21 protein-coding genes, 1 tRNA gene and 1 pseudogene are annotated in these 26,459 nt (G+C 62.5%); 15 read left to right on the top strand and 8 right to left on the bottom strand.

Annotated elements, in window-relative coordinates; genetic code table 11:
- The 3 genes from ACMFWR_RS00620 to ACMFWR_RS00610 form a co-directional block, all read right to left on the bottom strand.
- The gene (locus ACMFWR_RS00620; RefSeq protein ID WP_413193137.1) at nucleotides 1–471 is read right to left on the bottom strand and encodes an excisionase family DNA-binding protein; all 471 of its coding nucleotides are present in this window, start codon (nucleotides 469–471) and stop codon (nucleotides 1–3) included.
- A 404-nt stretch (nucleotides 472–875) separates the two neighbouring features.
- Nucleotides 876–1,070 carry a hypothetical protein gene (locus ACMFWR_RS00615; protein WP_413193136.1) on the bottom strand — a complete coding sequence of 65 codons (195 nt, stop codon included), beginning with the start codon at nucleotides 1,068–1,070 and terminating at the stop codon, nucleotides 876–878.
- 315 nt (nucleotides 1,071–1,385) lie between these two features.
- Nucleotides 1,386–2,306, bottom strand: a complete 921-nt coding sequence (locus tag ACMFWR_RS00610) for a c-type cytochrome (protein WP_413193135.1) — start codon at nucleotides 2,304–2,306, stop codon at nucleotides 1,386–1,388.
- A gap of 509 nt (nucleotides 2,307–2,815) precedes the next feature.
- Between ACMFWR_RS00610 and ACMFWR_RS00605 the strand changes: the two genes are divergently transcribed.
- Nucleotides 2,816–2,891 (top strand) — tRNA-Arg (locus ACMFWR_RS00605).
- Between the two features lie 67 nt (nucleotides 2,892–2,958).
- On the opposite strand, the gene ACMFWR_RS00600 is transcribed toward ACMFWR_RS00605, so the two are convergent.
- Nucleotides 2,959–4,176 carry an ROK family protein gene (locus ACMFWR_RS00600; protein ID WP_413193134.1) on the bottom strand — a complete coding sequence of 406 codons (1,218 nt, stop codon included), beginning with the start codon at nucleotides 4,174–4,176 and terminating at the stop codon, nucleotides 2,959–2,961.
- 539 nt (nucleotides 4,177–4,715) lie between these two features.
- Here ACMFWR_RS00600 and ACMFWR_RS00595 point away from each other — a divergent pair.
- Nucleotides 4,716–6,044 (top strand): APC family permease, encoded by a 1,329-nt coding sequence (locus ACMFWR_RS00595; RefSeq protein ID WP_413193133.1) that lies wholly within the window; start codon nucleotides 4,716–4,718, stop codon nucleotides 6,042–6,044.
- 205 nt (nucleotides 6,045–6,249) lie between these two features.
- Nucleotides 6,250–7,266, top strand: coding sequence for an ROK family protein (locus tag ACMFWR_RS00590; protein ID WP_413193132.1), 1,017 nt, complete (start codon nucleotides 6,250–6,252; stop codon nucleotides 7,264–7,266).
- 164 nt (nucleotides 7,267–7,430) lie between these two features.
- Here the strand turns inward: ACMFWR_RS00590 and ACMFWR_RS00585 are convergent, their stop codons facing one another.
- Nucleotides 7,431–8,501: an endo alpha-1,4 polygalactosaminidase gene (locus ACMFWR_RS00585; protein WP_413193131.1), complete on the bottom strand. Its 1,071-nt coding sequence runs from the start codon at nucleotides 8,499–8,501 to the stop codon at nucleotides 7,431–7,433.
- Between the two features lie 740 nt (nucleotides 8,502–9,241).
- Here ACMFWR_RS00585 and ACMFWR_RS00580 point away from each other — a divergent pair.
- Both ACMFWR_RS00580 and ACMFWR_RS00575 read left to right on the top strand, forming a co-directional pair.
- Nucleotides 9,242–12,310, top strand: a complete 3,069-nt coding sequence (locus tag ACMFWR_RS00580; protein WP_413193130.1) for an autotransporter outer membrane beta-barrel domain-containing protein — start codon at nucleotides 9,242–9,244, stop codon at nucleotides 12,308–12,310.
- Between the two features lie 230 nt (nucleotides 12,311–12,540).
- Nucleotides 12,541–12,795 carry a hypothetical protein gene (locus ACMFWR_RS00575; protein WP_413193129.1) on the top strand — a complete coding sequence of 85 codons (255 nt, stop codon included), beginning with the start codon at nucleotides 12,541–12,543 and terminating at the stop codon, nucleotides 12,793–12,795.
- A 117-nt stretch (nucleotides 12,796–12,912) separates the two neighbouring features.
- Here ACMFWR_RS00575 and ACMFWR_RS00570 read toward each other — a convergent pair whose 3' ends face one another.
- Complete coding sequence (locus tag ACMFWR_RS00570; RefSeq protein ID WP_413193128.1) at nucleotides 12,913–13,236, bottom strand: hypothetical protein; 324 nt, start codon at nucleotides 13,234–13,236, stop codon at nucleotides 12,913–12,915.
- Nucleotides 13,237–13,690: 454 nt separating this feature from the next.
- Nucleotides 13,691–14,116, bottom strand: coding sequence for a hypothetical protein (locus ACMFWR_RS00565; RefSeq protein WP_413193127.1), 426 nt, complete (start codon nucleotides 14,114–14,116; stop codon nucleotides 13,691–13,693).
- A gap of 336 nt (nucleotides 14,117–14,452) precedes the next feature.
- Between ACMFWR_RS00565 and ACMFWR_RS00560 the strand changes: the two genes are divergently transcribed.
- Together ACMFWR_RS00560 and ACMFWR_RS00555 are read left to right on the top strand one after the other, a co-directional pair.
- The gene (locus ACMFWR_RS00560) at nucleotides 14,453–15,373 is read left to right on the top strand and encodes a BadF/BadG/BcrA/BcrD ATPase family protein (protein WP_413193126.1); all 921 of its coding nucleotides are present in this window, start codon (nucleotides 14,453–14,455) and stop codon (nucleotides 15,371–15,373) included.
- Between the two features lie 174 nt (nucleotides 15,374–15,547).
- Nucleotides 15,548–16,372, top strand: coding sequence for a Cof-type HAD-IIB family hydrolase (locus ACMFWR_RS00555; RefSeq protein ID WP_413193125.1), 825 nt, complete (start codon nucleotides 15,548–15,550; stop codon nucleotides 16,370–16,372).
- A 15-nt stretch (nucleotides 16,373–16,387) separates the two neighbouring features.
- Here ACMFWR_RS00555 and ACMFWR_RS00550 read toward each other — a convergent pair whose 3' ends face one another.
- Nucleotides 16,388–17,488 (bottom strand): glycosyltransferase family 4 protein, encoded by a 1,101-nt coding sequence (locus ACMFWR_RS00550; protein ID WP_413193124.1) that lies wholly within the window; start codon nucleotides 17,486–17,488, stop codon nucleotides 16,388–16,390.
- 781 nt (nucleotides 17,489–18,269) lie between these two features.
- On the opposite strand from ACMFWR_RS00550, the gene flhD reads away from it, so the two are divergent.
- From flhD to ACMFWR_RS00510, 8 genes and pseudogenes are all read left to right on the top strand, one after another.
- On the top strand, nucleotides 18,270–18,590 hold the full coding sequence (flhD, locus tag ACMFWR_RS00545; RefSeq protein ID WP_413193123.1) for a flagellar transcriptional regulator FlhD: 321 nt from the start codon (nucleotides 18,270–18,272) through the stop codon (nucleotides 18,588–18,590).
- A 60-nt stretch (nucleotides 18,591–18,650) separates the two neighbouring features.
- Nucleotides 18,651–19,220, top strand: coding sequence for a flagellar transcriptional regulator FlhC (gene flhC / locus ACMFWR_RS00540; RefSeq protein WP_413193122.1), 570 nt, complete (start codon nucleotides 18,651–18,653; stop codon nucleotides 19,218–19,220).
- Nucleotides 19,221–19,548: 328 nt separating this feature from the next.
- A complete protein-coding gene (gene motA / locus ACMFWR_RS00535) occupies nucleotides 19,549–20,409 on the top strand; it encodes a flagellar motor stator protein MotA (protein WP_413193121.1) in 861 nt (286 codons plus the stop codon).
- A 12-nt stretch (nucleotides 20,410–20,421) separates the two neighbouring features.
- The gene (motB, locus tag ACMFWR_RS00530; protein WP_413193120.1) at nucleotides 20,422–21,477 is read left to right on the top strand and encodes a flagellar motor protein MotB; all 1,056 of its coding nucleotides are present in this window, start codon (nucleotides 20,422–20,424) and stop codon (nucleotides 21,475–21,477) included.
- A 37-nt stretch (nucleotides 21,478–21,514) separates the two neighbouring features.
- Nucleotides 21,515–21,889, top strand: coding sequence for a response regulator (locus ACMFWR_RS00525; protein WP_413193119.1), 375 nt, complete (start codon nucleotides 21,515–21,517; stop codon nucleotides 21,887–21,889).
- Nucleotides 21,890–22,179: 290 nt separating this feature from the next.
- Nucleotides 22,180–24,423 carry a chemotaxis protein CheA gene (gene cheA, locus ACMFWR_RS00520; RefSeq protein ID WP_413193118.1) on the top strand — a complete coding sequence of 748 codons (2,244 nt, stop codon included), beginning with the start codon at nucleotides 22,180–22,182 and terminating at the stop codon, nucleotides 24,421–24,423.
- Between the two features lie 26 nt (nucleotides 24,424–24,449).
- Nucleotides 24,450–24,950: a chemotaxis protein CheW gene (gene cheW, locus ACMFWR_RS00515; protein WP_413193117.1), complete on the top strand. Its 501-nt coding sequence runs from the start codon at nucleotides 24,450–24,452 to the stop codon at nucleotides 24,948–24,950.
- A gap of 127 nt (nucleotides 24,951–25,077) precedes the next feature.
- Nucleotides 25,078–26,454, top strand: a pseudogene (locus ACMFWR_RS00510) (methyl-accepting chemotaxis protein); the annotation flags it as partial.
- Nucleotides 26,455–26,459: the final 5 nt, after the last annotated feature.

The following is a 26,459-nucleotide window of genomic DNA, read 5'->3' as shown; positions in this document are numbered from 1 at the left end:
TCAATAATCCAGTCCAAGTTCGCGCGCGTTCGCTGCCATCCGGTCGAGGGCGGCAATCTTAGCCTCGCGCATGGCTTTGGCGTAGGCGACGAGATCGCCAAACGCTATCCGGCGGTGAGTGCCAACCATCCGATGCTTCAAGCGCCCTTCGTTGATTTCCTTGATGACGAACGGGCGCGATACGTTAAGGAAGTGCGCGGCTTCTACTGTTGTGAACTCACGGTTCGACGGCACGAGCGTGATCGTCAGGCCCTCGCTCAGTGCACCGAGCAACTGCCCTATAAGCTTCAGCGCCGCTGGCGGAAGCGCGATTGAGGGATGTTCGCCTTTGTCTGTCGTCAGAGTGATGGATGCGGCACGGGAGTGATCCAGTGCCTCCATGATGCATCGCTGCGCTATACGGGCCATTTCAATGTCGCTCTCGGTCATCGGGGGGGGCGTTATTTCACGAAGTCGGTCGAGAGTGCTCATGACTGTATGTTCCTTAGCTGGCTACGTTCGGCGTGGGGCCCAAGGGATCCCTTCGTGTTGACCATGCTAAGGAGCAAGTGAAATAAACGCAATTCGTTTCATATGATCCTTTTACGCAGGCAGCGGTATCCGAGCAAGGCTCTTCGTGAAATGAGATCGAAATTGGCATGGTCCTAAAGAAAGATCGAGTTTTTGAGACGCAAAAGACTTCGCTGGCGGCGCGCGCACGCGTCGGCCAAGGATGCTTAGCGGGTTGAGGAACCAGAGGAGAGGGAAGAACTGCATACACATCGCCGTGGCTCGGCGATCGTCTGCGTATGCTGAATGGGCGAGCGCGTTGGCGCGTTCGCCCGAGTGATGCGCGACGCTAAGGTCGCGGTGCAGGCCCGGATAGGGCCTGGCGGTTACAGCATTGCCGGTAGTGCCTCAACGAGCACCATGCCGCACAGCGCACCAATCGCTGCGCCGACGAGCCGCAGCGTGTTTGTCCGCATTTTGGTGCGCATCGGAATGGCGCCAAGGAACAGCGCGCCAGCAAGCGCCATCGGGATCAACAGGATGAAATCGTTGATCGTGAAAAGATCGAAATTGAAGTTCATGCGCGTCTCCGTCCATTATTCGTGGACCTCTGAATTCGAGTATAGGCAATGCCGCCTGATTGCAAAGGCGGTCTGATCCCTATTCGATACTGCGTCGCAGCAAACGCTCAGAGGGGCTCGGTAACGTCAAGGACTACGCATTTTTTGTGCCCTGGTTGGCGGCGGAAAAACTAAAAAAGCGAATCCGTCGTTTAAAACGAATTCGCTTTTTGCGGGAAAGCAGGGCGATTTGCGCTCGTTCAGCTCAATTGCTGCGCGGAGAGGCGCAACGACTACGGCTGCGACCTCCCAGCGAGCCGTGCCCGGCCTATCCGATCAGCTATTGCTGCCCTTCGCTGCGTTGACCATGTAGTCAACGGCGGCCTTCACATCTTCGTCCGATGCGTTCGATCCGCCCTTCGGTGGCATCTGGCCTTTGCCATGCAGCGCGTAGTTATAGACCGTGTCGATCGGATCCTTGAGACGCGGTGCCCACGCGGCGGCGTCGCCAAATTTCGGTGCGCCCAGCAGGCCCGTCGCGTGGCACGACTGGCAAACCGATGTGTAAAGCGCTTTGCCGGCTTGCGCTGCATCGGCGCTGTTGCCGGCCGCGGCCGGTGCCGACGACGGAGCCGGAATGGCGGCAATCGCCGCAGCTGCAGCCGATGCGGCGTCTGCACCCGCGTTGGCACCCGATGCGGCGTTGGCGTCCGTTGCACCCGACGCTGCGGCCGCCGTCGCATTCGCTGCGCCGGGAGCCGGCGCTGCCGGTTCGTCCAGATGACCCCCGGAGTTGTTGGCCATATAGACGATGGCGCGGCCGATTTCATAGTCGCTATAGTCGTCCGGGCTCGTGCCACCGCGCGGAGGCATCGCGCCCTTGCCGGCGAGCGCGGTCTTCAGCAGGGTGTCATAGCCCTGCGAGATGCGCGGCGCCCAGTCGGACGCATCGCCAAACTTCGGAGCGCCTGCAGCGCCCGGCGTGTGGCATGTCGTGCAAACCGCCTTGAAAACTTCTTCGCCCGTTTTGAACGCGTGAGGCGCGCTGGCGTCGTGGACTGTCAGTTGTGCAATCGGCGAGATTCGCGCTTTGACGTCATCGGGGGCGAACGCGTCGGTGCCGGCTCCCACGCGATTCATGTTCTGAACGTATTGCACGCACAACACAATCACAATAATCGGAAGCAGGAAACTCGCAATCGCGACGGCGATGAGCTGACCTGGGGTTTTGATAGGGGACTGGTGTTCATCGCTCATGCCTGTCTCGTCTCTCGAATGGTTATGTTCAGGGCGATACGTAACGACCAACTTCCATCTGTAAACGATTATAGGCATAAGTGTTTTCGCGACGCGATCAGCAGAATCCCGTCGAAGTCGCGCGCGTGGATGGAAAATTCGTGCGCGAACAGGGTGACGCGCTAAGGAATGCGCGGATGCAGCAAGGAATAAAAGTTAGCGCTCGCTATCGCTCGGCTCACACACGGTCAGTTGGAGGGCGCGTGTGGATGCGGGTTTGCGGGTCGTGACGTTGCGTTTGTCAGGCGGACGGGCCAGGAGCGGGAGAGGGCGTTTGAGGTCGAAATTGCACCCCAAGCAAAACGCGAAGGCTGCGCCGCCTTCGGAAATGAATCGTCTACGTGTTTCGTCAGCCCGTCCGGCGCAGGATTTAAGCCGTGGGCGAGGTGGACGGCGTGCGTTGAAGCAGGTATCCTTGCGGACTCGCAAAGGGCGCTGGGTCCAGTCGGACCAGCGCCTTCGTCATGTACGCGCCCGTAGCTCAGTGGATAGAGTATTGGCCTCCGAAGCCAAGGGTCGCTGGTTCGATCCCAGCCGGGCGCGCCACACAGCGCATTCAGTTTGCGCATCCCCCCAAGCGTCACGCCATCCGGCGCAATGACCCGTCGCGGGCCTAAGCGTCGTACCCAATCCGCTCAAACGCCCTGACTCGCGCTCGCGCGACGCCCTGGACAATCGCGCCGTGCAGCACGGCGTCGGTACCCGTTGAAGAGATTGCGAAGTCGGGGATCGGAATAGGTAGCCATGCAGCGAGGTGTTCGCGGATCGCCGGCAGCATCATGGACGCGCTGTGGCCGATGCCGCCGCCCAGCACGACGAGTGCAGGATCCAGAACAGGAATGATGGACGCCAGACCCCAGGCAAGCTGGCGCGACTCTTCGGCTACGGAAGCGAGTGCTCGCTTATCGCCTTCCTGCGCTTTCAGGAATACTTCTTCGGCGGTCTCGACGGCCATGCCCGATCGCCGGGCGAACGCGACAATGCCCTTAGCCGCGGCGGACCGCTCGAAGACGTCGTCGGACGGATCGGATCCCGCATCGACATTCGCGGGGACCGGCGCCGGCCTCAGCACCGCAATTTCTCCCGCGAACCCGTGCGCGCCGCGATGCAGTTTGCCATCGGCAACGATCCCGAGCCCGATGCCGGTGCCGATCGACATGAATACGAAGTTGTCGACGCCATGCCCGACACCGTGCGCTTGTTCGCCGAGCGCGGCGAGATTGATGTCGTTCTCGAAAATCGTGTCGTGTCCCAGCGCCGTGCGCAGCGAAGCGACGAGGTCAGCAGCCTCCCAGTCCGGAAGGTTCGGTGCAAGGCGCAGTCGCTCAGTCTTCGAATCGAAAACGCCGGGTGATCCGAGCACCGTCGCCAGCACGTCTTCGCGCTGAATTCCGCGTTCTTCGCGCATCTTTCGCGCTATGTCGGTGATCTTGGCGATGAGCTGCGAAGCCTGCGGCGACGAGCGCTCTTCGCGCCGCAGGACAACATGCCCCGTCAAGTCGGCGAGCGCACCGCGAATCCACTCGGCGCCGACATCGATCGCCAGCACATAGGCGGCATCCGCCCGCGGGGCATACAAACGTGGCGACCGGCCGGCGTTGCCTTCCCGGACGCCGGTCTGTTCGACAAGCCCAAGCCGTTCGAGATTGCCGAGCGCAGCCGACACAGTCACCTTCGACAATCCCGTGCTTTCGGCCAGCTGCGGACTGCTCGCCGGCGCGAGCGAGAGCAGGTGCTGATAAATCGCCCATTCATTGCCCTGGCGCACATAAGCGGGTCCGCGCGTCACAGGCGCGGTGGGAGGGCGAAGCTTCCGTGTATGCAAGGTCATGCTTGTCGTTGAGTCATCTTCTGAAAGCGGATTTTGCCGCGCCTGACCCGTCAGACGGCACGCCCGATGCGCGTGTGCCGTAGGTGATTCGCCAAGGCCCTCGATCCTATCAACGCTGTGTCACCCCGGGCAAGCCGAGGAGAACGCGAAGAAGCACACACGATGCGAGCTTCTTGATAGTGTTTTTACGGATTTGAATTCGTAAAGAACCTTTCCTATTATTCGCCTCCATGTCACCGAGAAAGGGGTGTCCGCGCTGGAGATCCCTGAAATACCTGGACCAACGATCAAACGGCGCAGGCCGCATGGAGGCAGTGATGAGCGATTCGACCAGACGGAGCCCGTCGCGAGGGGCGGGTTCGGACGGCAGTTTTAACGCGCCTTATACGGCATCGACGTCCGCGTCGCCGTCGGGCTCCGCCTCCGCCCACGCCGCATCCACCACAAGCGATCGCAGCGGGAACCGCGGAGCTGGAGCTGGCGACGCCTCCCCGCATTTCCATCGATCAGTCGGCCTTTTCCCGGCAATCGCGGTCAACATGATCCAGATTTGCGGGATCGGGCCGTTCCTGACCATTCCGGCCATCGTTGCCGTGCTCAACGGGCCGCTTGCCGTCATTGGCTGGATCTGCGGCGCGATTCTGGCAATGGCTGACGGGCTGGTCTGGGCCGAACTCGGCGCGGCCATGCCGGGCGCGGGCGGCACTTACCTCTATGTCCGCGAGGCGTTTCAATACCGCACGGGCAAGCTCATGCCGTTCCTGTTCGTCTGGACCGCGATGCTGTCGATCCCGCTGATCATGAGCACCGGGATCATCGGCTTTGTGCAGTACCTCGGGTTCTTCCTGCCGAATCTGACGCCGTGGCAAAGCCACGCGATCGGCGTCGTGACCGTCGCGCTCGTCGTACTCGCGCTGTATCGACGCATCGAATCGATCCGGTCGTTGAGCACGGTGCTGTGGATCATCATGATCCTCGCTGTCGGCCTCACCACAGCGGCGGCCTACACGGACTTCCATTTCCAACAGGCCATGTCGTTGCCACCGGAAGCCGCGAGCCTGGGCAAGTTCTTCACGGGCCTCGGCGCCGGGCTGATCATCGCGATCTACGACTACGCCGGTTACAACACGACGGCCTACATGGGTGACGAACTCGAGAACCCGGGCCGCGTCATGCCGCGTTCGATCATCATCTCGATCCTCGCGATGATGGTGTTCTACCTCGCGATGAACATCGGCGTGATCGGCACGGTACCGTGGCAGGACGTGGCGAAGTCGACATCGGTCGCCTCACTCGTGGTCGAACGCAATTGGGGCCACACAGCCGCGGCCATCGTCACGGTGCTGATCCTGATCGCGGCGTTTGCGTCGGTCTTCGCGGGTCTGCTGGGCGGATCGCGCGTGCCGTTCTATGCGGCGCGCGACGGGGTGTTCCTGTCGGCGTTCGGCAAGATGCACAAGAAGCACAACTTCCCGCACGTCGCGTTGCTGGTGATGGGTGTCGTCACAGCCGCCGGCACGTTCTTCGACCTGACCACGGTCATCAACATGCTCGTCGCGGTCGCGGTGCTCCTCCAGTCGGTCGCGCAGATCGCCGCGCTGACCGTCCTGCGCAAGCGTCAGCCGTCGCTGCGCCGGCCGTATCGCCAGTGGATGTATCCGTTGCCGAGTCTCGTCGCGCTGGTGGGCTGGATCTATGTCTTCTACGCAACCGACCATCAATCACAACTGCTCTCGACGCTCTGGATCGTCTTTGGCCTCGTGGTGTTCCTCGTCTGGGCCCGTATCGCGCGACAATGGCCGTTCGGACCGAAGCACGTGCGAGAAGAGTTTCTCGAGCGCCAGAATGGGTCGGTCCAGCGTCACTGATCTTGTTGGCCCCGATCCGAATGTTGAACCCAGAGGCCGACCCAAACGCAGACTTCAAAGGCAAACCTCCAGGGCAAACCTCAACGGCAAACCTCAACGGCAAACCTCAAGGGCAAACCTCAACGGCAAACCGGAGAGGCCGGCCTGACAAGCTGGCCTGAAAAGCAGTACAACGCCTAACCGAAAGGCTTGACTCGACACGTAGATGAACACAACTCTGGACTCTAGTGGCGTCGTCACAAGCGACGCCGATGGGGTGCACTCGCGCTCGGGTTCCGACCGGACCGTCGCGAGTGATTCGCCCACCCGCCCCGCGCCCGGATGCCTGCTCGCAATCGACTTCGGCGGCACGAAGATCGCAATGGCGACGGCGGCCCCGACGGGTGAACGTCTGCGCGAGTGTGAGATTCCGACGCTCGCGGAAGAGGGCGCCGACCGCGTACTCGAAAGAATGTTTGAAGCGGCCTCGAACCTTGTGCGCGAGACAACGGCAGCAACGCGACTGTCGCTGCAAGCCGTGGCGGCCGTTACTCCCGGCATCGTGGAGCCCGACGGCATCCGGCTCGCGCCGAACAACCCAGGTTGGGACCGCTTGCCGCTCGAGCGTGTGCTGCGTGCAGGTTTCGACGTCGACGCAATCCGCGTGGAGACCGATGTCAAAGCCGCCGCGCTTGCCGAGGCGCGTTGCGGAGCACTCGCTGGAGTGCGGCACGGGCTGTACGTCAACGTCGGTACCGGACTCGCCGCGGCTGCCGTCATCGACGGCAAGGTGCTCCACGGCGCGAATGGCGCAGCCGGCGAGATCGGATATTCGCTGCGCGGCGTGCCGAACGAAGTCCTGTTCGCCGATGACGGCGCGCCGCTCGAGCAATTCGTATCAGGACGAGCGATCGCCGATCGCGCGACAGCGATGCTTGGACGGCAAGTCAGTGCACGCGATGCGTTCGATCTGGCGAAGTCCACCCCCGAAGTCGCGGGTCTGATCGACGGGGCGCTCGAGGCGTTGGCGATTCATGTCGCCAATCTCGTGCTGATGCTCGACCCGCAACGCATCGTCTTGGGCGGCGGCATGGCGCGCGTGCCGGCGATATCGATCAAGCTGATGCACTGCCTCGCACGTGCGGTCCCGTATCCGCCGGAGGTCGTCATTGCGACGTTCGGGCAGGGCGCCGCATTGCAAGGCGCGATCGTGGCGGGGATGGAAGCGCTAAACGGCGTGTGAGCATCTCGAGGTCGAGATGCCCTCATCAATGGGGGCCTGGCCACTCAATGCCTTGAAGGTGGCGGCAAGAGAGCCGAGGCAGGAGCGAGCGCGGGGCATGAAATCCAGCCTTACCGACGCCCAATCGTCGATCACCCCGTAGCTGCTCCACCAAGACGTTCGCCTCAAAACCCCCAGTTACACACGACGTTCTGCCCGCTGCTGCTATCCGACGCGTACGGGATGAACCCGTGTGAACGCGAGCGTGTGTAGACCGTGCGCGCTGCGGCCGTCGCCGAGCAACTCCCCACGTAGTCGAGGGTCGCGATCCAGAACGGGTGACCGTTCGGCGTCAGGTTCATCGCTTGCCACGCAAGAAGCTGCTGCTCCGCCTGCGAGTCGTAACTCGGCGAATAGACTTCTTCATGCGCGATGCCGTCGAGCAGGCTGGCAAAACTCACGCCGCCGGTCTGGCCGAGCCGCGTGACGTCGCTCGTGGCGTTCTGCATCACGATGACCAGCGACGGGTACTTCGCGCGCAGCATGCGCACGATATCGAGTCCGCCCTGCGCGCAGGCGGCATTGCAGGGACCGTTTGTCGTCGACGTGCCATGCTCGACGATCTCGAGATTGTCGAGATAGAAGCCATCGGCACCCTGCGCGACGAGGCGCGGCGCCACATAGTCGACGATCAGGTGCTGGTAAGCCGGGTTCGACGGATTCATCCACATCTCGTCGGGATACCCCGAGTACGTCCCCGCGTGCGCGGCGGTGTTCGCCTGGCATGACACAAAACCTGCCGGCACCGTGTTCCAGTACGACCGGAAGTTCTCGCACGATCCGATGTTCAGGTAACTGAGCACGACGTTGTTACCGTTCGCCTTGAGCGTAGCAATATCCGACGCACTGAAATTGCCTGCATCCGGGTCGAGGTCGACGTCCATGACGTGAAACGTGCTTGCGACAGTCGAGACGTTGCCGATCGTCGACACATCGCCGTAAAACGACATCCACGGCGCCGACGTGAATGCGCGCGCGCTGTCGACGACCGTCGCCGAGTTGAGCGTCGTCGGCGAAGTCGAGGTCGTGATGTTCGACGGCGTACCGGACGAGTTCGATGCACCCGAGGTGCCGTCGTCGCCGCCTCCACCGCCACCGCCGCATGCGACAAGCGCACAGAGCACGATCGCACTGACGCCCGCTTTGACATGCCGCCATGGCAGGCCAGTGCGCTGCATCTGATCAAGCGCCTTCATGTATTCGTACCCCGAATCTGTATGGGAAGCGATAACGATTGTTCGAACGGGCCGCTCCCGGGCCGGTGTACGAATGGTGAAGCATCAATGCCTGCTCGGGAAATATCGATGTGCAGGCTAATCAATTCAAGTGAAACGCTGTTGTCAGCAGCCTGCTGCCCCGTTGCTAACTTTCTATAGGCTCAGACCTACTGGCACAGACCTACTGACGCGGAACTACTGACTCGGTCCTACTGACGCGGGCCTACTGACGCGGACCTACCAACGCGGAACTGTTGAAGCCGACCGCTTCACCTACATCGGGTCGACCCTGCTTTTCGTAGCCATCGCAATCATTGTCGAGGCCAACGTCGCAAGGTTGCGCAGATCGACGATGTCCCGTCCATTCCTTAGATCGGCTGAATTTTGCCAACCTTGATAGTGGCTCACAATTTGAAACACTCGTGTGACCGGTGTGCGGCCGATGCGGGACCGATGAACGACCGATGTCCGGCCGATGTGTGGCCGATGTGTGGCCCACATGCGGCCTATAGCACCGAGAAATCTTGCCGTGTAACCCGAAGCTCGCATGTCTGACAGCGCTGCCAGAGCGCGAACGGTTTGCGTACTTCGGTCTCGCGGCCGTGCGCAAACTGATCGAGTACAAATGGCGAGCGCGGTGGCTTGAATCTCGCGCTTGCATTTCTACACTCGTCTTCAGCGCGCATTGAATGTGCGTATCTCGACGGCGAGGCGTGCTCATGCGACCACGTAGCGCACCGGCGGCGGCATCATTTCAGACGTGCGGCAACTCAGACGCACACGGACTGCGTTTGCCGGTGTTCGTGGTCATTCTGTGGCTCCTCGTCTCGGCCGATCAAGCGGTCGCGCGATGCACGTCCTCGGCAGGCGTCGTTACCTGCGACACCGCGGCACCGAACCCCTGGACAACGACGATCGGCTCGTTTCGCGAGAACGGCTGGTCCGTCACGCTGTTGGATGGCGCGCAAATCGTCGTGGGCGATACGAACGCGATCGCGTTAAGTTCGAACGCCCGAATTGTGCTTGGCCCCGGTACGCTTGTTGAAAATGTCCCGGTCAGCGGCAGCGGTCTTGCGGGAGGCGGATCGGAGACGATCGTGCTGCGCCGTGGCGGATCGATCACGATCGATGCGGGTGCGAGTCTGATCGATGCCGGACCGCAGCCCAATGCGTCGACCATCGAGGTGCTCGGTGGCGGTGTCCGGGTCGACAACAGCGGATTGATCCAGAACGAACTCGAGGGCGGTTTGCTCCTGGGTGACGGTTCGACGTTAATCAACCGAGCGCCGGGCGTCATCACGTCGCTTGCGGGCGGCAACGTGTTCTTCGGCACAACGTCGATCACGTTCGTCAACTACGGCGCCGTTCATGGCGATGTGGGCTTCGATGGCGGGAACAACCTCGTCACGCTCTACACGGGCTCGACTATCTCGGGATCGATCTCGCTCGGGGCGGGCGACAACACGCTGACACTCGCAGGCGAGGGCAGCGATGTGTTTTCGAACCCGACGACGGGGCTGACGCACCTGATCAAGGCAGATGGCGGCACGTGGCAGTTCAGCGCGCCGCTCGCCACGCCACAGACGATCGAGGTCGATGCGGGCACCTTGCTGTTCCGGGGCACGACACGGGCGACAAGCCTGTCCGTCGCGGCGCCCGGTGTGTTCGACGCACCCGCGACTGTGTTGCCGCTACAGGTGGTCAACCAAGGGCTCGTGCGCGTGTCGGCCGACAACGGATCGATCGGCTACGCCGGTTCAATCAGCGGAAGTGGCGCGGTCGAGAAAACGGGTTCGGGCACGCTCGCGTTGTCGGGGGCGAATACGTGGAGCGGTCCGACCTTTGTCGATGCCGGCACCTTGTCGGCGACGCAGGCAGGCGCGTTGTCGCCAGCCAGCGCAATCGTGCTGGCGCCGTCTGCGGCGCTCGTCATGTCTGCGTCGCAGAACGTCGCCGCGGTGTTCGGCGCCGGGACGATCGCGATCGATCCGTCGACCTTGACGGTTGGCGGCGGCAACGTCAACGCGCTTTACGGCGGCGTGATCTCGGGCGACGGCAGCCTTGCGAAGGTCGGTTCGCAGGCACTCGTGCTGACGGGCGCCAACACTTTTACCGGTGGTACGTCCGTCGAAGCTGGGGTGCTGGCCGTCGAAGGCAGTCTCGCGTCGGGCGTAACGATCGCGGCGGGCGCGACCTTGTCCGGATCGGGCGCGGTTCACGGCGATGTCGAGAACAGCGGAACGATTGCCGCAGGCAGCCACGCCTTCACGTTCGATATCCCGACGGTGTCTCCGACGGGCGCGCTCGGCGCAGCGACCGATTCGGTGCCTGCCGCGCTGGGTGCCTCGTTGATTGCCGGCAACTACGCAAGCGACGGCGGCGCGCTCGGCGTCCGCACCGTGATCAACAACGGCGGCGCGGGCAATCAGTCGACCGATCGTCTTCTTGTTGCAGGCAACGCGTCGGGGCAAACGACGATTCACGTATCGCCGCTCGACGGCAGCCAGGCTGCGCTCACGGGTGTCACGGCGTTGAGCGGTATCTCGCTCGTGCAGGTTGGCGGGGGATCTTCCCCCGTGAACTTCTCGCTGCCGGGCGGGTACGTAGCCGCCGGCCCCTATCGGATGCGCCTCGTCTATTTCGCACCGGCTCAGTCCGCTGCGGCCGAGCTGGATCCTCGGCTCGCATCGGCCGGTGCGACGCAGTTCGGCGACTATCGTCTGCAGACGGAAGAAGTGCTCGCAGCGGGCACGCCGCCCGCGGATGACCCGACCGGTGAACCGACGGGAGAAGGGCCCGATGGCGAACTACCCGGCGGCGAAGTCCTGACGCCGTCGGTGCCCGCGTACCTCGCCATGCCGACGAGCGCGCTGCATTACGGCAACGTGATGCTCGACGATCTGCACAAGCGCGCGATCGAACTCATGGATCCTGTATTCGGCGAACTCGAGCCTTATACGGCGACGGGCTTTCTCCGCGCGAAGGGATGGACGGGCAACGTCGAGGCCGACTCGTCGCACACGTCCGAACAGAACTTCCATCAGCGCATCTGGATGGTCCAGGCGGGAGGCGGCGTCGTCTGGCCGAGCGTGTTGCAGCCTGGCGATCGCCTCGACACGGAGATCGTGATCAGCGAGGGTGGCTCGAGTAGTTCCGTCGCGATCAACCACGCCGGCACGCGCTTCGACGCGACGGGTATCGGCGTCACGGCGACCTATCGCGCGGTGTGTGGTGCGTATGTCGATGCCGTTATCGAAGGCCTGTTCTTTACCGACGTCGGTTTCTCGACGGACGAGCGCGGCACCACGGGCACAACAAGCGGCGAAGGGTTTGTCACGTCGATCGAAACGGGGATGCCGTTTGACGTCGCACATGTGCTGACGGTCGAACCGCGCTTTGCGCTCAGCTATCAGGGTGACTATTTCAAGTCCTTTACGGATGTCGACGACGTTCAGGTCGATGTAGGCAATCCGTCCGCGTGGCAGGCGCGCATCGGCACGCGTGTCTCACGTGCGTTCGAGTTGCCGGTGATGCATGGAGACATGATCGCCGAGCCTTTCGCAACGATCGACTACGTCCGGGCGCTCGATGGCCACAACCGCGAGACGATCGGTAGCGTGGTATTTGCCGACGATGCGGGAGGCAGCGCGCTCAAATATGGCGGCGGGGTCGAACTGCGAGTGCGCGACCGCCTGCGCGCGTATCTGAGCTTTGAGCACGCATCGGGCCGTGGTGCGCCGAGCGCAACAGGCAACGAGGTACTAGGGACTTTCCGCTATGTATTTTGACCCTCACGCGCCGACTATCGCCGACCGCGAGTGAGCGCGCACTGCAAAGGTTTTTTCCGAATCCTTACCGGTAGCGCAATGAATTTCGGTAACATCCAGCCCATGCTGATGCAGCGCCCAGTGCATCGGTATGGCGAGTCATCGTGGAGATTCGGCGCTAAACAAGAGATCGAATCCCATGCTTGCGATGACTCCGGCCTCTCGGGGTTGGGCGAAATAGCAGGCGAACTATGAACAACAAGGACGGGGCGCCCGGCGCATGGCAAATCCATACGCTGGCGGATGAAGGCAAATTGGGTATTGCGTTTGAGCTGTTTTCGGCCGACGCGGTGACTTACCATTCGAACGCAGTCAATCCTCACTACGCGTTGACCTCAGACCAGGTTCACGCGCTGATATCGGATCTCAATCGTGCGCTGCTCGATCTCGAGCGGGAGCGCGACCGGCAATCTCACGAATCGCGACTCGGCGCGGCGGCGCTTTAAGCCTGGCTAACGCACCGGGAGCATGGGTGCTCCCGAGTTCCGGGATCGCGGTTGGGTGCTTTCGCGCCCGGGATTTTGTCGATCCCACACCGACGTGCTTGCTGCGCGCCGAGTCAATCAAACCTTGCGAAGATCGATGTCGAGGTGCGCCTCGATAAACGCGCGCACGGCGACGGTCGCCGCCTCGTGGCTGCGCGCCTGAAGCCATTCGGCAAGGCACTCGAAAAACGCGCGCTCAAACAGCACGCCCTGATTGTGCGTGACGCGCTGACGGATCTCGTCGAGCGCCACGGCGCGATTTTCATGCTGGCGGCTCGCGATCTCAGCGGCCTCGCGTGCAATCAGATCCGGCACGGTCTGGCGTACGCGTGTTTTTTCGCGCTCGAGCGCACGCACGCGCCGCTTTCCAGGCGGACCCCCCGTCTTGTTGTCGGTATTCATAGCGGTCTAATGCCAATTTCAGCGGTCCCCGTTGTCTTTTATTGGCCGCTTCGCAATGACCTTAACCGATTTTCTTTTGATTTGTACGCTCGGTTTTAAAATAATGTGCGACTGAGATATTGCGCACATTACGGTCGGGAGCACCGTGCTAGAGAAGTCCGGATGTTATTGTGAATAAATCGGATTTTAATGTGTGGCTGCGAACGGTTGAAGCCGGGCAACGATGCCAGGGCAGGCGATTCAAGCCTTGGTATGTGTGAACCTGAGCGCAGCGGATCAGTAGAAACGCTCGGATATTTTTACTGATACACGCAATCGATGCTGAATGGGTATTCGATCGCCATTAACTGCGTGCAGGTATTGTAAGTGATTTGGCAGCGTGCTGTGTTTATTGAATTGCGCTAAACGTTAATATTCAGCGCAATCCTTTTCACGTGTGCGAAAAAACCCTGCTTTAGGCTGCCGACTTCACGCGTTCGCTATTGAGCCCGAACTGACGGGCAATCGACGTCAGGCGATCGTGCCATTCCCAGATGCCAAAAACGTCGTGGACGTTCTGCAGGCAACTCAACAGTTCGACGGTCAGCGGATCATAGACATTGATCTTCGAATGCAGCAGCGCCTTGCGCAATTGCGCGACGCCGGCATCCATATAACGCGGCACCTGGTTGGCCGGCTTGTTCAGGAAACGCACGGGAATACCTTCGAGCGCGGTCATGTAATCGCGCGGTTTAATGAAGTTGCCCACCGGGCAGCCCCCGCAGTACCCGCGATATGCACCGCCGCCACGGGGAAGCAGCGCTGCGCGCCCTTGCGTGAAGAGGTGCGTCGCCGCCGCGTCGAAGATCTCCTGGTGGCTCAGGAAATGGACGGTTTTCATTTGATGTCTGGTCTCCCTACATATGCGGTTCGGCTAGCCAAGCGCCCCGATAAGCAACCGCTTTCACGTGGAATGTAGACCCGTAACCCGGTAACTCTGTACTGGTACTTCCACGATGGGAGCAATTCTGACACGCGGGAATTCGCGTGCAAGCGCTTGCTGTATGGCGCTGAGCCGTGTTGCTTTCGGGCCACGGCGCGTCAGAATCGTGGTTTCGCCAGAATGCATCTGTTGCGGGTGAGGTTGCGGGTGATGCGTGCCCGCAACGGTTTTGAAACTATGCGCATCGTTCATCGCGGTCTGTGCGGGGGCGAGCATCGGAGAGGAAATCGTTTTATGGCTCGGTTTGCTGTCGGCGTCGACGGAGGCGGAAGCGGTACGCGTGTCTTGATCGCGGATGAACACGGAAGCGTGATCGCGCGCGCGAATGCGGGGCCGTCGGCGCTGGGGCTCGGCGTCGACCGGGCGTGGGAGGAAATCGGGCGCGCGACGCGCACGGCGTTGGAGTCGGTCGGTGTCGCTCTCGACTGGAGCGCGTGTGCGTTGTGTTGCGGCCTGTCGGGCGTCAACAACGCGACATGGCGCGCGGCGTTCGAGCGGTCGATCCCGGCAGGCGCATCGCTGTTGCTGGTGTCCGATGCGTACACGACGCTCTGGGGCGCACACGGTGGGCAGCCCGGGGTCATCGTTGCGCTCGGAACCGGAAGCATCGCAGCCGCACTCGTGAGCGTGCCGAACGCTGCGGCGGGCTCCGAGGTGGGCGGCGACGCGCGGCTCGAGGAACGCATTTCGGGCGGCTATGGCTTCCCTTCGGGTGACGAAGCCAGCGGTGCGTGGCTCGGCTTGCGGGCGCTGGTGTATCTCCAGCAGGTGATGGACGGGCGCCGTCCGGCCGACGCGTTTTCGGATGCGCTGCGCGAACAGCTTGGCGTCACGACGCGCGACGAACTTGTCGAGTGGTCGTGCGATGCCAACCAGACGGCCTACGCGACGCTCGCGCCCACGGTGATCGCGTTTGGAGGCGAGTCCAATCCGTTCGCCCATGGCCTTCTGAACCAGGCCGGCGAAGAGATCGCCCGCATGATCGACGCGCTCGATCCTGAGGGTGTGATGCCCGTCGCTCTGTGCGGAGGCCTCGCTGAACCGCTCGCGCCGTTCGTTCCCGCGCGCTTCGCGCCGCGCTTGTGTGCGCCCATGACGGATTCGGCCGGCGGCGCGCTGGCGCTCGCGCTCAGACGGATTGCCACCGGCGCATAAGCGCAAGAAACCGGACGCGCGACAGGCTGCGATGGCACAGACTGCGAGCACCGCAGGTTGGGCAATGTCGCAGGGTGTCGCTGCGCCGGGCGTAAAATAGCGTCCTCGCAGCCGCCTGAGGCGCGCCCGACGCTTCTCGCGCGCCGCTACCCGTTGTCACTTCAGAACCCCGCCATGTACCGATTGATCGCGACCGACCTCGATGGAACCCTGCTCAACGCGCATCATCAGGTCGATGCGTTCACGATCGACGTGCTGCGCAAGCTCGAACGCAAGGGTGTTGCGATCACGATCGCGACCGGTCGTCACTACTCCGATGTCGTGGGCATTCGCGACGTGCTTGGCGTGCGGGCGCATCTGATCACGTCGAATGGCGCACGGGTTCACGATCCCGATGACCGCGAGGTATTCGCCGAGAATCTTCGGCCGGAATTCGTCCAGCGGCTCGTGACGCGCGACGTCGCGGACGACGCGATCGTCAACCTGTTCCTCGATCGCGACTGGCTGATCGACCGGGAAGCGCCGGAACTGCTGCGCTATCACCAGGATTCGGGGTTCACGTATCACGTCACGGATTTGACGAAGCACTCGGGCGACGATGTCGCCAAGGTGCTGTATATCGCCGAGCCGGAGACGCTCGCACGCGTCGAGGCGAATCTCGAGCGCGAGTTCGCCGATGAGCTGTATGTGACCTACTCGCTTGCCGATTGTTTGGAAGTCATGTCGCCGACGGTGTCGAAGGGCCGCGCACTACAGGTCGTTCTCGACAAGCTGGGCATCCAGCGGTCTGAAAGCGTCGCGTTCGGCGACAACATGAACGACATCGACATGCTGGAAACGGCCGGGCGGCCGTTCATGATGGGCAATGCCAACCCGCTGCTGATGCAGCGCCTGCCCCACGTGCCGCGCATCGGCAACAACTTCGATGCGGGCGTCGCACGCGAACTGGCGCGCCTGTTCGATCTCGAAGACCAGCAGGACAACGCCAGCGTCGCGTAACGGCTGAGCTGCTGCTTAGCCTGCAGCGACCACGCGCAGTGCCGGCTTGACCGGACGGCGGGCGTCGATCAGCGACTCATAGGCCGCCACGTAGTTGCGCGCCATCACATCCGACGTGAAGCGGCGTTCGAACTGGGCGCGGATCTCTTCGCGCGACAGCTCGTCGAGTCGGCCCAGCGCATCGACCGCACCGTCGACGTCGTCGACGATATAGCCGGTCACGCCGTGATCGATGACTTCAGGCACCGACCCGCGACGGAACGCGATGACCGGCGTGCCGCACGCCATCGACTCAATCATCACAAGACCGAACGGCTCGCACCAGTCGATCGGAAACAGCAGCGCCGAGGCGCCCGACAGGAACGCAGGCTTCTGCGTTTCATCGATTTCGCCAATAAATTCAACGTCGGCCTTGTCGAGCAGCGGCTCGATGTCGCGCTCAAAGTACTCGCGGTCAACCTTGTCGACCTTCGCGGCAATCTTGAGCGGCATGCCCACGCGTGCGGCAATTTCGATCGCGGTGTCCACGCGCTTTTCCGGGCAGATACGGCCCAGGAAGGCGAGATAGCCGCCGGACTTGCCTGACTTGCCCGATTTACCCGACGTAAGGCGCGGCTGCGGCGTCAGCAGCCCCGAGGGCAGTCCGTGATAAATGGTGTCGAGCCAGCCTGCGCGCGGCATCGGCTGACGCTGCGAATCGGAGATCGACACGACCGGTGCTTGCGGGAAGGCCGCGAACATCGGGTGGATCTCGGGCAGGTCAAGGCGACCGTGCAGCGTCGTGACGAACGGCGTCTCGATATCGGCGAACAGCGAGAACGGCAGATAGTCGAGGTGGAAGTGCAGCACGTCGAATTCGTGCGCACGCCGGCGGACCTGCTCGAGCAGCAGCATATGCGGCGCGATCGCGTCGCGAATCGACGGATCCAGGCGCAGCGCCTGCGGCCATGCGGCTTCGAGCCGGGCATTCGTAATCGAGTCGCCGCTGGCAAACAGCGTCACGTCGTGGCCCTGTTCTACCAGGGCTTCGGTCAGGTACGACACCACGCGTTCGGTGCCGCCGTAGAACTTCGGCGGAACGGCTTCGTGCAGCGGGGCGATTTGGGCGATACGCATCGGTCTTTCTCCTTCACGGAATTCAAGGATCCTGAACGCTGCGCTTCGCGCTTCGAAGGCTAACCGTCAGGATTCGACGATTCCATTATCTCGATCGACCCGCCGTGTATTCAGCTTCCTTTTCAAAGACTTGCTCTTGTTACAGCGCGAAACAACCGTGCCAGCCGCACGATTTGGCGGATTCGCGCGCAAATCGCGCCTCAAACAGAAAATCTTCGCCGGATTTATTCCCCGCTTTCGAGTGCATCATTCACGTTTCACGCGTACGGGTAAACCCAAAGGAAAAAGCGGAAATTTGCTTTTTGAAGCGGTTGTATCCGGGTGAACTATCCCGAGACCGTTTCCGATAAAAATGTTTACGGTTCGTCAAACCTCGTTTCAGACAAGTTTTACCGGCAAATCGTGCCGCTTTGAACAAGTGTCAAGGCAAGTGATCACGCTTAGGAGTAAACTTCGTGACACGCAATCAAAAAAAACGCTGTGTCGCGTTTACCTCATGTTTACCAAGTCTCCTCCGGTAAGAAATACGGTTAAAAAGGAGACACGCCGCAACGGCAGGTAAGACATTCGGACATCCCCGGACTTCCTCACCACCCCGTAAGTCCCTGTCCCATAAGGATTTCTTCAAAAATGTAGGAATTTTTCCTACACGTTTTTTAGAAAAACTTTATTTCACATCTTCGCTTCTTCCGATTTCAGGCCTTAGTTGGCTATCGCAGAATCTGGCCCATCAACACGGCATCTCCGTGCGTCTGCGTCAGTCAACCAAGCGAGGGTATCAATGAGCTACAGCAGCGAAATGCTCAACGAAATCAAGGAAGTGAATTTGTCGTATCTGCTTCTCGCACAACGGTTGCTGCGCGAAGATAAGACGACCGGAATGTTTCGTATGGGGTTGTCTGACCACGTCGCCGACGTGCTCGCAAACCTGACTCTTTCGCAAACGGTAAAACTGGCAGCAACGAACCAGTTGCTCTGCCGTTTCCGCTTCGACGACCACGCTGTGCTTTCTTCGCTCACGCATACGGGCAAGAACGCAGGTACCGCTTCGTCGCACGCAGCCATTCTTCTCGCGGGCCAGCCCGTCGAGCAGATTGGTTAATTCGTCAGGCACGTATCAGCAGGATCAGACGCCGTCGCGGCGCTCAGCGGGAGAAGCAACATGGCATCGAAAAGCGTAGTCCTTGAAGCAAAAGAAATTACGCTCGCAATCGAGTTGATCGAGCTCGGTGCGCGGCTGCAGTTGCTCGAAGCTGAAACGAACCTGAGCCGTGACCGGCTCATCAAGCTCTATAAAGAACTCAAGGGTGTTTCGCCGCCCAAGGGCATGCTGCCGTTCTCGACGGACTGGTTCATGACCTGGTTGCCGAACATCCACTCGTCGTTGTTCTACAACACGTACCGCTTCATGGTTCAGCACGGCAAGTGCGAGACGATCCAGGCGGTCGTGAAGGCGTATCGCCTGTATCTCGAACACGTCGACCTCCACGGTGGTGAAGCGGTGCTCGGCCTGACGCGCGCCTGGACGCTGGTGCGCTTTTTCGACAGCGGCATGCTCCAGATGACGCCGTGCAGCCGTTGCGGCGGTCACTTCGTCGCCCACGCGCACGACCCGAAGTCGGGCGTGGTCTGCGGTCTGTGCCAGCCGCCGTCGCGCGCCGGCAAGACCCGCAAGTCGACCTCGGAAGCCATCGAGCGTGTGTCGGCCGAAGACGCCGAAATGATTGGCTGACGCAGCGCGTCGCCCGTCACCTCCAGCGAATGCCCGCCCGAATGCCGTACCCGGCCTTCGGGCTTTGCTCCATGTTTGTCAACGACTTAGCGCACGGCCGCGAACGAAACAGGTCCGTCCGTGCCACGAAACACGGTGTGGCGCGCGCCTCAATCGCCCACGCACCGCACCTCGGCGGCCGTCTCGCTGTTTACCCTGACGTCCCACGTCCGATGCGCCTTTCCGGCCCCCCCAACTCAAGTTTCCCGCAGCCCTTGCCGTTATCAAGCTCAACAATGGCCGTCGCCGGTTGGCTTGTCTCCGGCGACTTCTCAAGAGGATCCAGGTAGTGCTTGTCTTCATTGGATACATCGTCACGCTTCTGTCGGTCTTCGGCGGCTACATGCTGGAGGGCGGCCACCTTGGCGCGCTCGTTCAGCCGGTCGAACTGCTGATGATCGGTGGCGCCGGCCTCGGTGCGTTCATCGTCGGCAACAATGCCAAGGCGATCAAGGCCACGCTCAAGGCGTTGCCCGGGCTGCTGCGCGGCTCCAAATACAGCAAGTCGCTGTACATGGAACTGATGGCACTGCTTTATATGTTGCTGGCGAAGGCACGCAAGGACGGCATGCTCGCGCTCGAGACCGATATCGACGCGCCGGCCGACAGCCCGCTGTTTTCGCAGTACCCGAAGATCCTCGCCGATCACCATATCGTCGAATTCCTCACCGATTACATGCGCCTCATGATCAGCGGGAACATGAACGCGTTCGAAATCGAAAGCCTGATGGACGAGGAAATCGAGACTCACCATCACGAAGGCAATGTGCCGGCCGGCTGCCTGCACAAGCTCGGCGACGCGATGCCGGCGTTCGGTATCGTTGCCGCGGTGATGGGCGTCGTTCACACGATGGCCAATGCCGGCCTGCCGCCTCAGGAGCTCGGCGCGCTGATCGCGCAGGCGCTCGTCGGCACGTTCCTCGGCATTTTGCTGTCGTACGCGTTCATCGGACCGCTCGCCACGCTGCTCGAACAGCGCGTGAACGAGTCGACCAAGATGCTCCAGTGCATCAAGGTCACGATCCTCGCGAACCTCAACGGCTATGCGCCTGCGCTCGCCGTGGAGTTCGGCCGCAAGGTGCTGTTCTCGACCGAACGCCCGTCGTTCATCGAGCTCGAAGAGCACGTGCGTTCTGTCAAGGCGAAATAAGCGAGGTCGACCATGGCAGCGAGAGGCAAGTCAGCTAAAGGCGAACAAGGCGCGGCTCCGGCACGCCCGATCGTGATCAAGCGCGGCGGCGTGCAACGCCACGCGCATCACGGCGGCGCGTGGAAGCTCGCCTATGCGGACTTCATGACCGCGCTGATGGCGTTCTTCCTCTTGCTGTGGCTGCTCAGCTCGGTGAACACCGCCGAGCTCGCCGGCATCGCCGACTACTTCAAGATGCCGCTCAAGGATGCGCTGCTCGGCGGCCACAAGGTCTCCGAGGGTTCGAGCATCGTCAACGGCGGTGGCACGGACCTGTCGCGCAAGGAAGGCGACGCGACGACGCTCGCCGGCCGGCGCTCACCTGACCAGACCGCGGTTGATCCGCGGCGCGACGAAGACGACCAGCAACGCCTGCGCGAACTCAAGGCGCGCCTTGAAGCCGCGGTCGCATCGAACCCGCAGCTCTCGCCGTACAAACAAAACATCCGGATCGACATCACGCCCGAAGGCCTGCGCATCCAGATCGTCGATACGCAGAACCGGCCGATGTTCGCGACCGCGAGCGCCTCCGTCGAACCGTATATGCAGCAGATCCTCCGCGAGATCGGCAAGTCGCTCAACGAGCTGCCGAACCACGTGATCCTGTCGGGCCACACCGATGCGCAGCAGTACTCGGGCGGCGAGAAGGGCTACAGCAACTGGGAATTGTCGGCGGACCGCGCGAACGCATCGCGTCGCGAGCTGATCGCGGGCGGCATGGACGAAAGCAAGGTCCTCCGTGTGGTCGGCGTCGGCTCGACGCAGAACCTCGACAACGACAATCCGCTGGATCCGGTCAATCGCCGCATCAGCATCATCGTGATGAATCGCCGCGCGGAAGCCGCGATCACGAAGGACGGCGCGATGCACACGGAGTCGATCGCGAATGGCGCGGCGACATCCGGAGCAGCGGGCACGGCAGCAACGAATACCGGTAGTACCGCGGGTAACGGGGGGCAAGGTTCGGCAGGCACGGCAGATTCCGGCCGTGCGTCGGGCGGCACCGTTCAGCCCGCGGGTCGCAAGTAAAGAGGCGGCGCAGGCGCACAGGGGACGGGATAGAGCGATGAACAAACGAATATTGGCGGCGGACGATTCGGCGGCGATGCGCGAGATAGTCGCGGCGACGCTGGCGGAAGCCGGCTACGAGGTCACGACGGCATGCGACGGCCAGGAGGCCCTGGCGATTGCGCTGAAGGCGCAGTTCGATCTCGTGCTGACCGACCAGCACATGCCGGCGATGGACGGACTCAAGCTGATCCAGTCGTTGCGGCAGATGGAGGAGTACGACGCCGTGCCGATCCTCGTGCTGACCACGGAGTTCGGCGAGTCGTTCAAGGTCGCGGCGCGCGATTCGGGCGCGAGCGGCTGGCTGCTCAAGCCGATCGATCCGCTCACGCTGACCGAGGTGGTCGCGGAGCTGATCACGCAGGATGCATAAGCAGGGGCTCGCAGTAAGCAGGGACACGTAGTAAGCAGGGACACGTAGTAAGCAGCAATCTGTACCAGCAGAACGCACAAGCAAGACGCATAAGCAGAAAGCACAAGCAGAAAGCGCAGGCAGTACGCAGAAGCAGTTTGCAAAACGGGGCCCGGGATCGACCGGACCTCGCAACAAAAGACAGCAAGCAGTATCACGGTCCTGCACCAGGCAATACGCAGGACTCCTTGGACAACGATGGCAGTTATCCGGACGCGCCCGAAGGGGCGAGCCGAAAGCGGTAGAAGAGCATGACACTCGACATTACCCAGTTCTATCAGACCTTCTTCGACGAAGCCGACGAGCTGCTCGCCGAGATGGAACGCCTGCTGCTCGAGATCGACGTGGGCAACCCCGACATCGAGCAGATGAATGCGATCTTTCGCAGCGCGCACTCGATCAAGGGCGGGGCGGCAACGTTCGGCTTCGTCGCGCTGACCGAAACGACGCACATTCTCGAGTCGCTGCTCGATCGCGCGCGCACGGGCGAAATGGCCCTGCGCACGGACATGGTCGACCTGTTCCTTGAATCGAAGGACGTGCTGTCGGACCAGCTCGCCGCGTATCGCGCATCGACCGAGCCGGATGCGGCCCAGGCTGCAGCCATCTGCGCCAAGCTGAATCGCCTCGCCGCCGAGCAATCGGGTCAGGCCGCGCCGGCAGCGGCTGCGCCTGCTGCGGCGAAGCCCGCACCGGCACCCGCTCCCGCACCGGCGCCCGCGCCCGTTGCCGAAGCGCAGCCGAATACGTCGGGCGTGCCCGAGCACGTGACCGACACGCTCGCACAACTCTCGTCCGGTGAAGAAGCGGCTCCCGAAGCTGCCGGCACGCCGCACCTGAAGATCGTGCTCAAGGGCGTCGGCGAAAAGGATCAGGACCTGCTGACTGAAGAGCTCGGCAACCTGGGCAAGCTGACCTCGCAGATCAAGACGGGCGAAAAGCTCACGATCTGGCTCGATACCGATTGCACGGAAGACGACATCATTGCCGTCTGCTGCTTCGTGATCGACATGGATCAGATTGAAATCTCGCGTGGCGTGCCGCCGGCCGCGCCGGCTGAAGCCGCACCTGCTGCTGCACCGGCCGCCGCCGCAGCTCCGGTTGCCGCACCGGTCGAAGCCGTCGCTGCGCCGGCACCGGCTCCGGTCGCACCGGCACCGGCTCCGGTGGCCGCCGCGCCCGCACCCGCGCCCGCTCCGGTCGTCGAAGCCGCTCCGGCCGCCGCTGCTGCGCCTGCCGCTGGCGCCAAGGCACCGGCACGCGCCGCCGCGCAGCCGACGAGCGAAGGCAGCTCGATCCGCGTAGGCGTCGAAAAGGTCGATCAGCTGATCAACCTGGTCGGCGAACTCGTGATCACGCAAGCCATGCTCGCGCAGACCGCCAGCGTGTTCGACCCGGTGATCCACGATCGCCTGTTCAACGGTCTCGGCCAGTTCGAGCGCAATGCGCGCGACCTGCAGGAAGCCGTGATGTCGATCCGCATGATGCCGATGGACTACGTGTTCAGCCGCTTCCCGCGCCTGGTCCGCGATCTCGCCGGCAAGCTCAACAAGAAGATCGAGCTCGTGACGTTCGGTCAGGCGACCGAACTCGACAAGAGCCTGATCGAACGCATCATCGACCCGCTGACCCACCTCGTGCGTAACAGTCTCGATCACGGTATCGAAACGCCCGAAGTGCGCGTGGGCGCAGGCAAGGACCCGGTCGGCCAGCTGATCCTGTCCGCAGAACACGCCGGCGGCAACATCGTCATCGAAGTGTCGGACGACGGCGCCGGTCTGCGCCGCGACAAGATTCTCGCGAAGGCAATGAAGCAGGGCATGCCGGGCGTGACCGAAAACATGCCGGACGAAGATGTCTGGAACCTGATCTTCGCGCCGGGCTTCTCGACGGCCGAGCAAGTGACCGACGTGTCGGGCCGCGGCGTGGGCATGGACGTGGTCAAGCGGAACATCCAGGACATGGGCGGTCACGTCGAGATCACCTCGCGCGCGGGCCACGGCACGACGACACGCATCGTGCTGCCGCTGACGCTCGCGATTCTCGACGGCATGTCGGTCAAGACGGGCGACGAAATCTTCATCCTGCCGCTGAACTTCGTGATGGAGTCGCTGCAGCCGGTCTCGGACGACATCTACACCGTCGCGGGCAACGAACGTCTGGTGCGCGTGCGCGGCGAATATCTGCCGCTGATCGAACTGCACTCGACGTTCACCGTGGCCGATGCGCGCACGGACCCGACGCAGGGCATCGTCGTGATCATGCAGGCTGAAGGCCGCCGGTTCGCGCTGCTCGTCGACGAGCTCGTGGGCCAGCAACAAGTGGTCGTGAAGAACCTCGAAACCAACTATCGCAAGGTGCACGGCATCTCGGCGGCCACGATCCTCGGCGACGGCAGCGTCGCACTGATCGTGGACGTTGCGGCGCTGTCGCGACTTGCCCGTGACCTGCATCGCGGTCACGGCACGCATCACACCCAGCATGCCGCGGCATGACCTATTGAAAGACGAGTGAGACCAACATGGCAGACAAATTTTCAAGCGTCGCCCGCGGACAGGAAGCTGAGGCTACGGGCCAGGAATTCCTCGTTTTCGCGCTCGGCGAAGAGGAATACGGGATCGACATCCTGAAGGTTCAGGAAATCCGCGGCTACGACACGGTCACGCGCATCGCTAACGCGCCTGACTTCGTCAAGGGCGTGATCAACCTGCGCGGCATCATCGTGCCGATCGTCGACATGCGTATCAAGTTCCACCTGGGACGCATCGACTACGACCACCAGACCGTCGTGATCATCCTGAACGTGGCCGGCCGCGTGGTCGGCATGGTGGTCGACGGCGTGTCGGACGTGCTGACGCTGACGACCGAACAAATCAAGCCGGCGCCGGAATTCGGCTCCACGCTGAACACGGAATTCCTGACGGGTCTGGGCACGGTCGAAGGCCGCATGCTGATCCTGATGGACATCGAAAAGCTCATGTCCAGCGAGGAAATGGCACTGATGGATCAAGTGGTCGCGTAAGCGGCTCGCTCGTGACCCTGGCGGTGAAGAGAAACGCACTATGAAGAACCTCACAATTCGCACGACTTTGTCGCTTGCCCTCGGGGCGATTGCCGTCCTGATCGTGGTCGGCGGATGGAATGACATCGCCGCCACCGTCAGTGGCAAAGGCGATCTGACCAACGTGGTCAGCACCGTGACGACCCTCGTGTCGCTGCTCGTGCTCGGCTATATCTATCGACTGCTCAGCAGCAAGGTGGTGCGCCCGCTCGAAGCGTGCGTGTCGTTCTGCGAGCGCATCGCAGCGGGCGACCTGACGGTCCGCGTCGAAGCCAACAGCACGGATGAAATCGGCCGCCTGTTCGGCGCAATCCGGAAGGTGCGCGACGGCCTGACGGCGACGGTTCGTGCAGCCCGCACGGGTGCCGAGTCGATCGACGTCGGCGCGCGCGAAATCGCCAACGGCAACTCGGACCTGTCGGCACGCACCGAGCAACAGGCCGCGTCGCTGCAGGAAACGGCGTCGAGCATGGAACAGCTCACGACGACGGTTCGCCAGAATGCGGACAACGCACGCCAGGCCAGCCAGCTCGCAGTGAGCGCCTCGAGCATCGCATCGCAAGGCGGTGAAGTCGTCGGCCAGGTCGTCTCGACGATGGACGCCATCTCGACGAGCTCGAAGAAGGTCACCGACATCATCGGCGTGATCGAAGGCATCGCGTTCCAGACCAACATCCTGGCGCTGAACGCCGCCGTGGAAGCGGCGCGTGCCGGCGAGCAAGGCCGCGGCTTCGCAGTCGTCGCAGGCGAAGTGCGCACGCTCGCACAACGCAGCGCGGCGGCAGCCAAGGAAATCAAGGAACTCATCGGCGACTCGGCTGACAAGGTCGCGAGCGGTTCCGAGCTCGTGGGCCGCGCCGGCAAGACGATGGCCGAGATCGTGCAGGCCGTGCAACGCGTGACCGACATCATGGGCGAGATCAGCGCCGCGTCGGAAGAGCAGAGCGGCGGTATCGAGCAGGTCAATCGCGCTGTCACACAGATGGACAACGTCACGCAGCAAAATGCTGCGCTCGTCGAACAGTCGGCTGCAGCAGCGGGCGCACTCGAAGACCAGACGCGCCAGCTGCGTGAAGTGCTCGCCAACTGGCGTGTCGAAGGCGGCGATACGGGCTCGCGTGCGGCAGCTGTCGCCACGCTGAAGGCCACGACGTCGGGTTCGAAGGGCGTCAAGCCGTCGGTGAAGAGCGCCGCGCGCCGCGCCGATCCGGCTCCGCTGCGCAAGCCTGCGGCAAAGCCGTCGCTGAAGGCCGCGTCCGATCCGCGTCCGGCTGCGCAAGTACCGGTTGCAGATGTGAAGCCCGCAGCACGTGCCGAAGCCGACAAGCCGGCGGCCGAAGCCGCGAGCGAAGTGCGTCAGGATCCGGCACCGCGCGCACGCGCAGCGGCCCGTCCGACGGTTGAACGTCGCCCGCCGCCGGCACCGGTGTCGGCAGGCAGCGACGACGATTGGGAAACGTTTTGAGGTAG

This window comes from Pararobbsia alpina, from assembly GCF_965118125.1.
In the GTDB taxonomy this organism is placed as follows: domain Bacteria; phylum Pseudomonadota; class Gammaproteobacteria; order Burkholderiales; family Burkholderiaceae; genus Pararobbsia; species Pararobbsia alpina_A.
Note: the sequence above shows the minus strand (reverse complement) of the source record. Positions and strands in the feature narration are given on the sequence as shown.

Bases quoted from the DNA above. Each gene is read 5' to 3' on its own strand.
- ACMFWR_RS00560 (WP_413193126.1), top strand. From the start codon at position 14,453: ATGGCTCGGTTTGCTGTCGGCGTCGACGGAGGCGGAAGCGGTACGCGT.
- flhD (WP_413193123.1), top strand. From the start codon at position 18,270: ATGAGCTACAGCAGCGAAATGCTCAACGAAATCAAGGAAGTGAATTTG.
- flhC (WP_413193122.1), top strand. From the start codon at position 18,651: ATGGCATCGAAAAGCGTAGTCCTTGAAGCAAAAGAAATTACGCTCGCA.
- ACMFWR_RS00565 (WP_413193127.1), bottom strand. From the start codon at position 14,116: ATGAAAACCGTCCATTTCCTGAGCCACCAGGAGATCTTCGACGCGGCG.
- ACMFWR_RS00575 (WP_413193129.1), top strand. From the start codon at position 12,541: ATGAACAACAAGGACGGGGCGCCCGGCGCATGGCAAATCCATACGCTG.
- cheA (WP_413193118.1), top strand. From the start codon at position 22,180: ATGACACTCGACATTACCCAGTTCTATCAGACCTTCTTCGACGAAGCC.
- ACMFWR_RS00610 (WP_413193135.1), bottom strand. From the start codon at position 2,306: ATGAGCGATGAACACCAGTCCCCTATCAAAACCCCAGGTCAGCTCATC.
- cheW (WP_413193117.1), top strand. From the start codon at position 24,450: ATGGCAGACAAATTTTCAAGCGTCGCCCGCGGACAGGAAGCTGAGGCT.
- motB (WP_413193120.1), top strand. From the start codon at position 20,422: ATGGCAGCGAGAGGCAAGTCAGCTAAAGGCGAACAAGGCGCGGCTCCG.
- ACMFWR_RS00600 (WP_413193134.1), bottom strand. From the start codon at position 4,176: ATGACCTTGCATACACGGAAGCTTCGCCCTCCCACCGCGCCTGTGACG.
- ACMFWR_RS00580 (WP_413193130.1), top strand. From the start codon at position 9,242: ATGCGACCACGTAGCGCACCGGCGGCGGCATCATTTCAGACGTGCGGC.
- ACMFWR_RS00555 (WP_413193125.1), top strand. From the start codon at position 15,548: ATGTACCGATTGATCGCGACCGACCTCGATGGAACCCTGCTCAACGCG.
- ACMFWR_RS00595 (WP_413193133.1), top strand. From the start codon at position 4,716: ATGATCCAGATTTGCGGGATCGGGCCGTTCCTGACCATTCCGGCCATC.
- ACMFWR_RS00525 (WP_413193119.1), top strand. From the start codon at position 21,515: ATGAACAAACGAATATTGGCGGCGGACGATTCGGCGGCGATGCGCGAG.
- ACMFWR_RS00585 (WP_413193131.1), bottom strand. From the start codon at position 8,501: ATGAAGGCGCTTGATCAGATGCAGCGCACTGGCCTGCCATGGCGGCAT.
- ACMFWR_RS00550 (WP_413193124.1), bottom strand. From the start codon at position 17,488: ATGCGTATCGCCCAAATCGCCCCGCTGCACGAAGCCGTTCCGCCGAAG.
- ACMFWR_RS00570 (WP_413193128.1), bottom strand. From the start codon at position 13,236: ATGAATACCGACAACAAGACGGGGGGTCCGCCTGGAAAGCGGCGCGTG.
- ACMFWR_RS00615 (WP_413193136.1), bottom strand. From the start codon at position 1,070: ATGAACTTCAATTTCGATCTTTTCACGATCAACGATTTCATCCTGTTG.
- ACMFWR_RS00620 (WP_413193137.1), bottom strand. From the start codon at position 471: ATGAGCACTCTCGACCGACTTCGTGAAATAACGCCCCCCCCGATGACC.
- ACMFWR_RS00590 (WP_413193132.1), top strand. From the start codon at position 6,250: ATGAACACAACTCTGGACTCTAGTGGCGTCGTCACAAGCGACGCCGAT.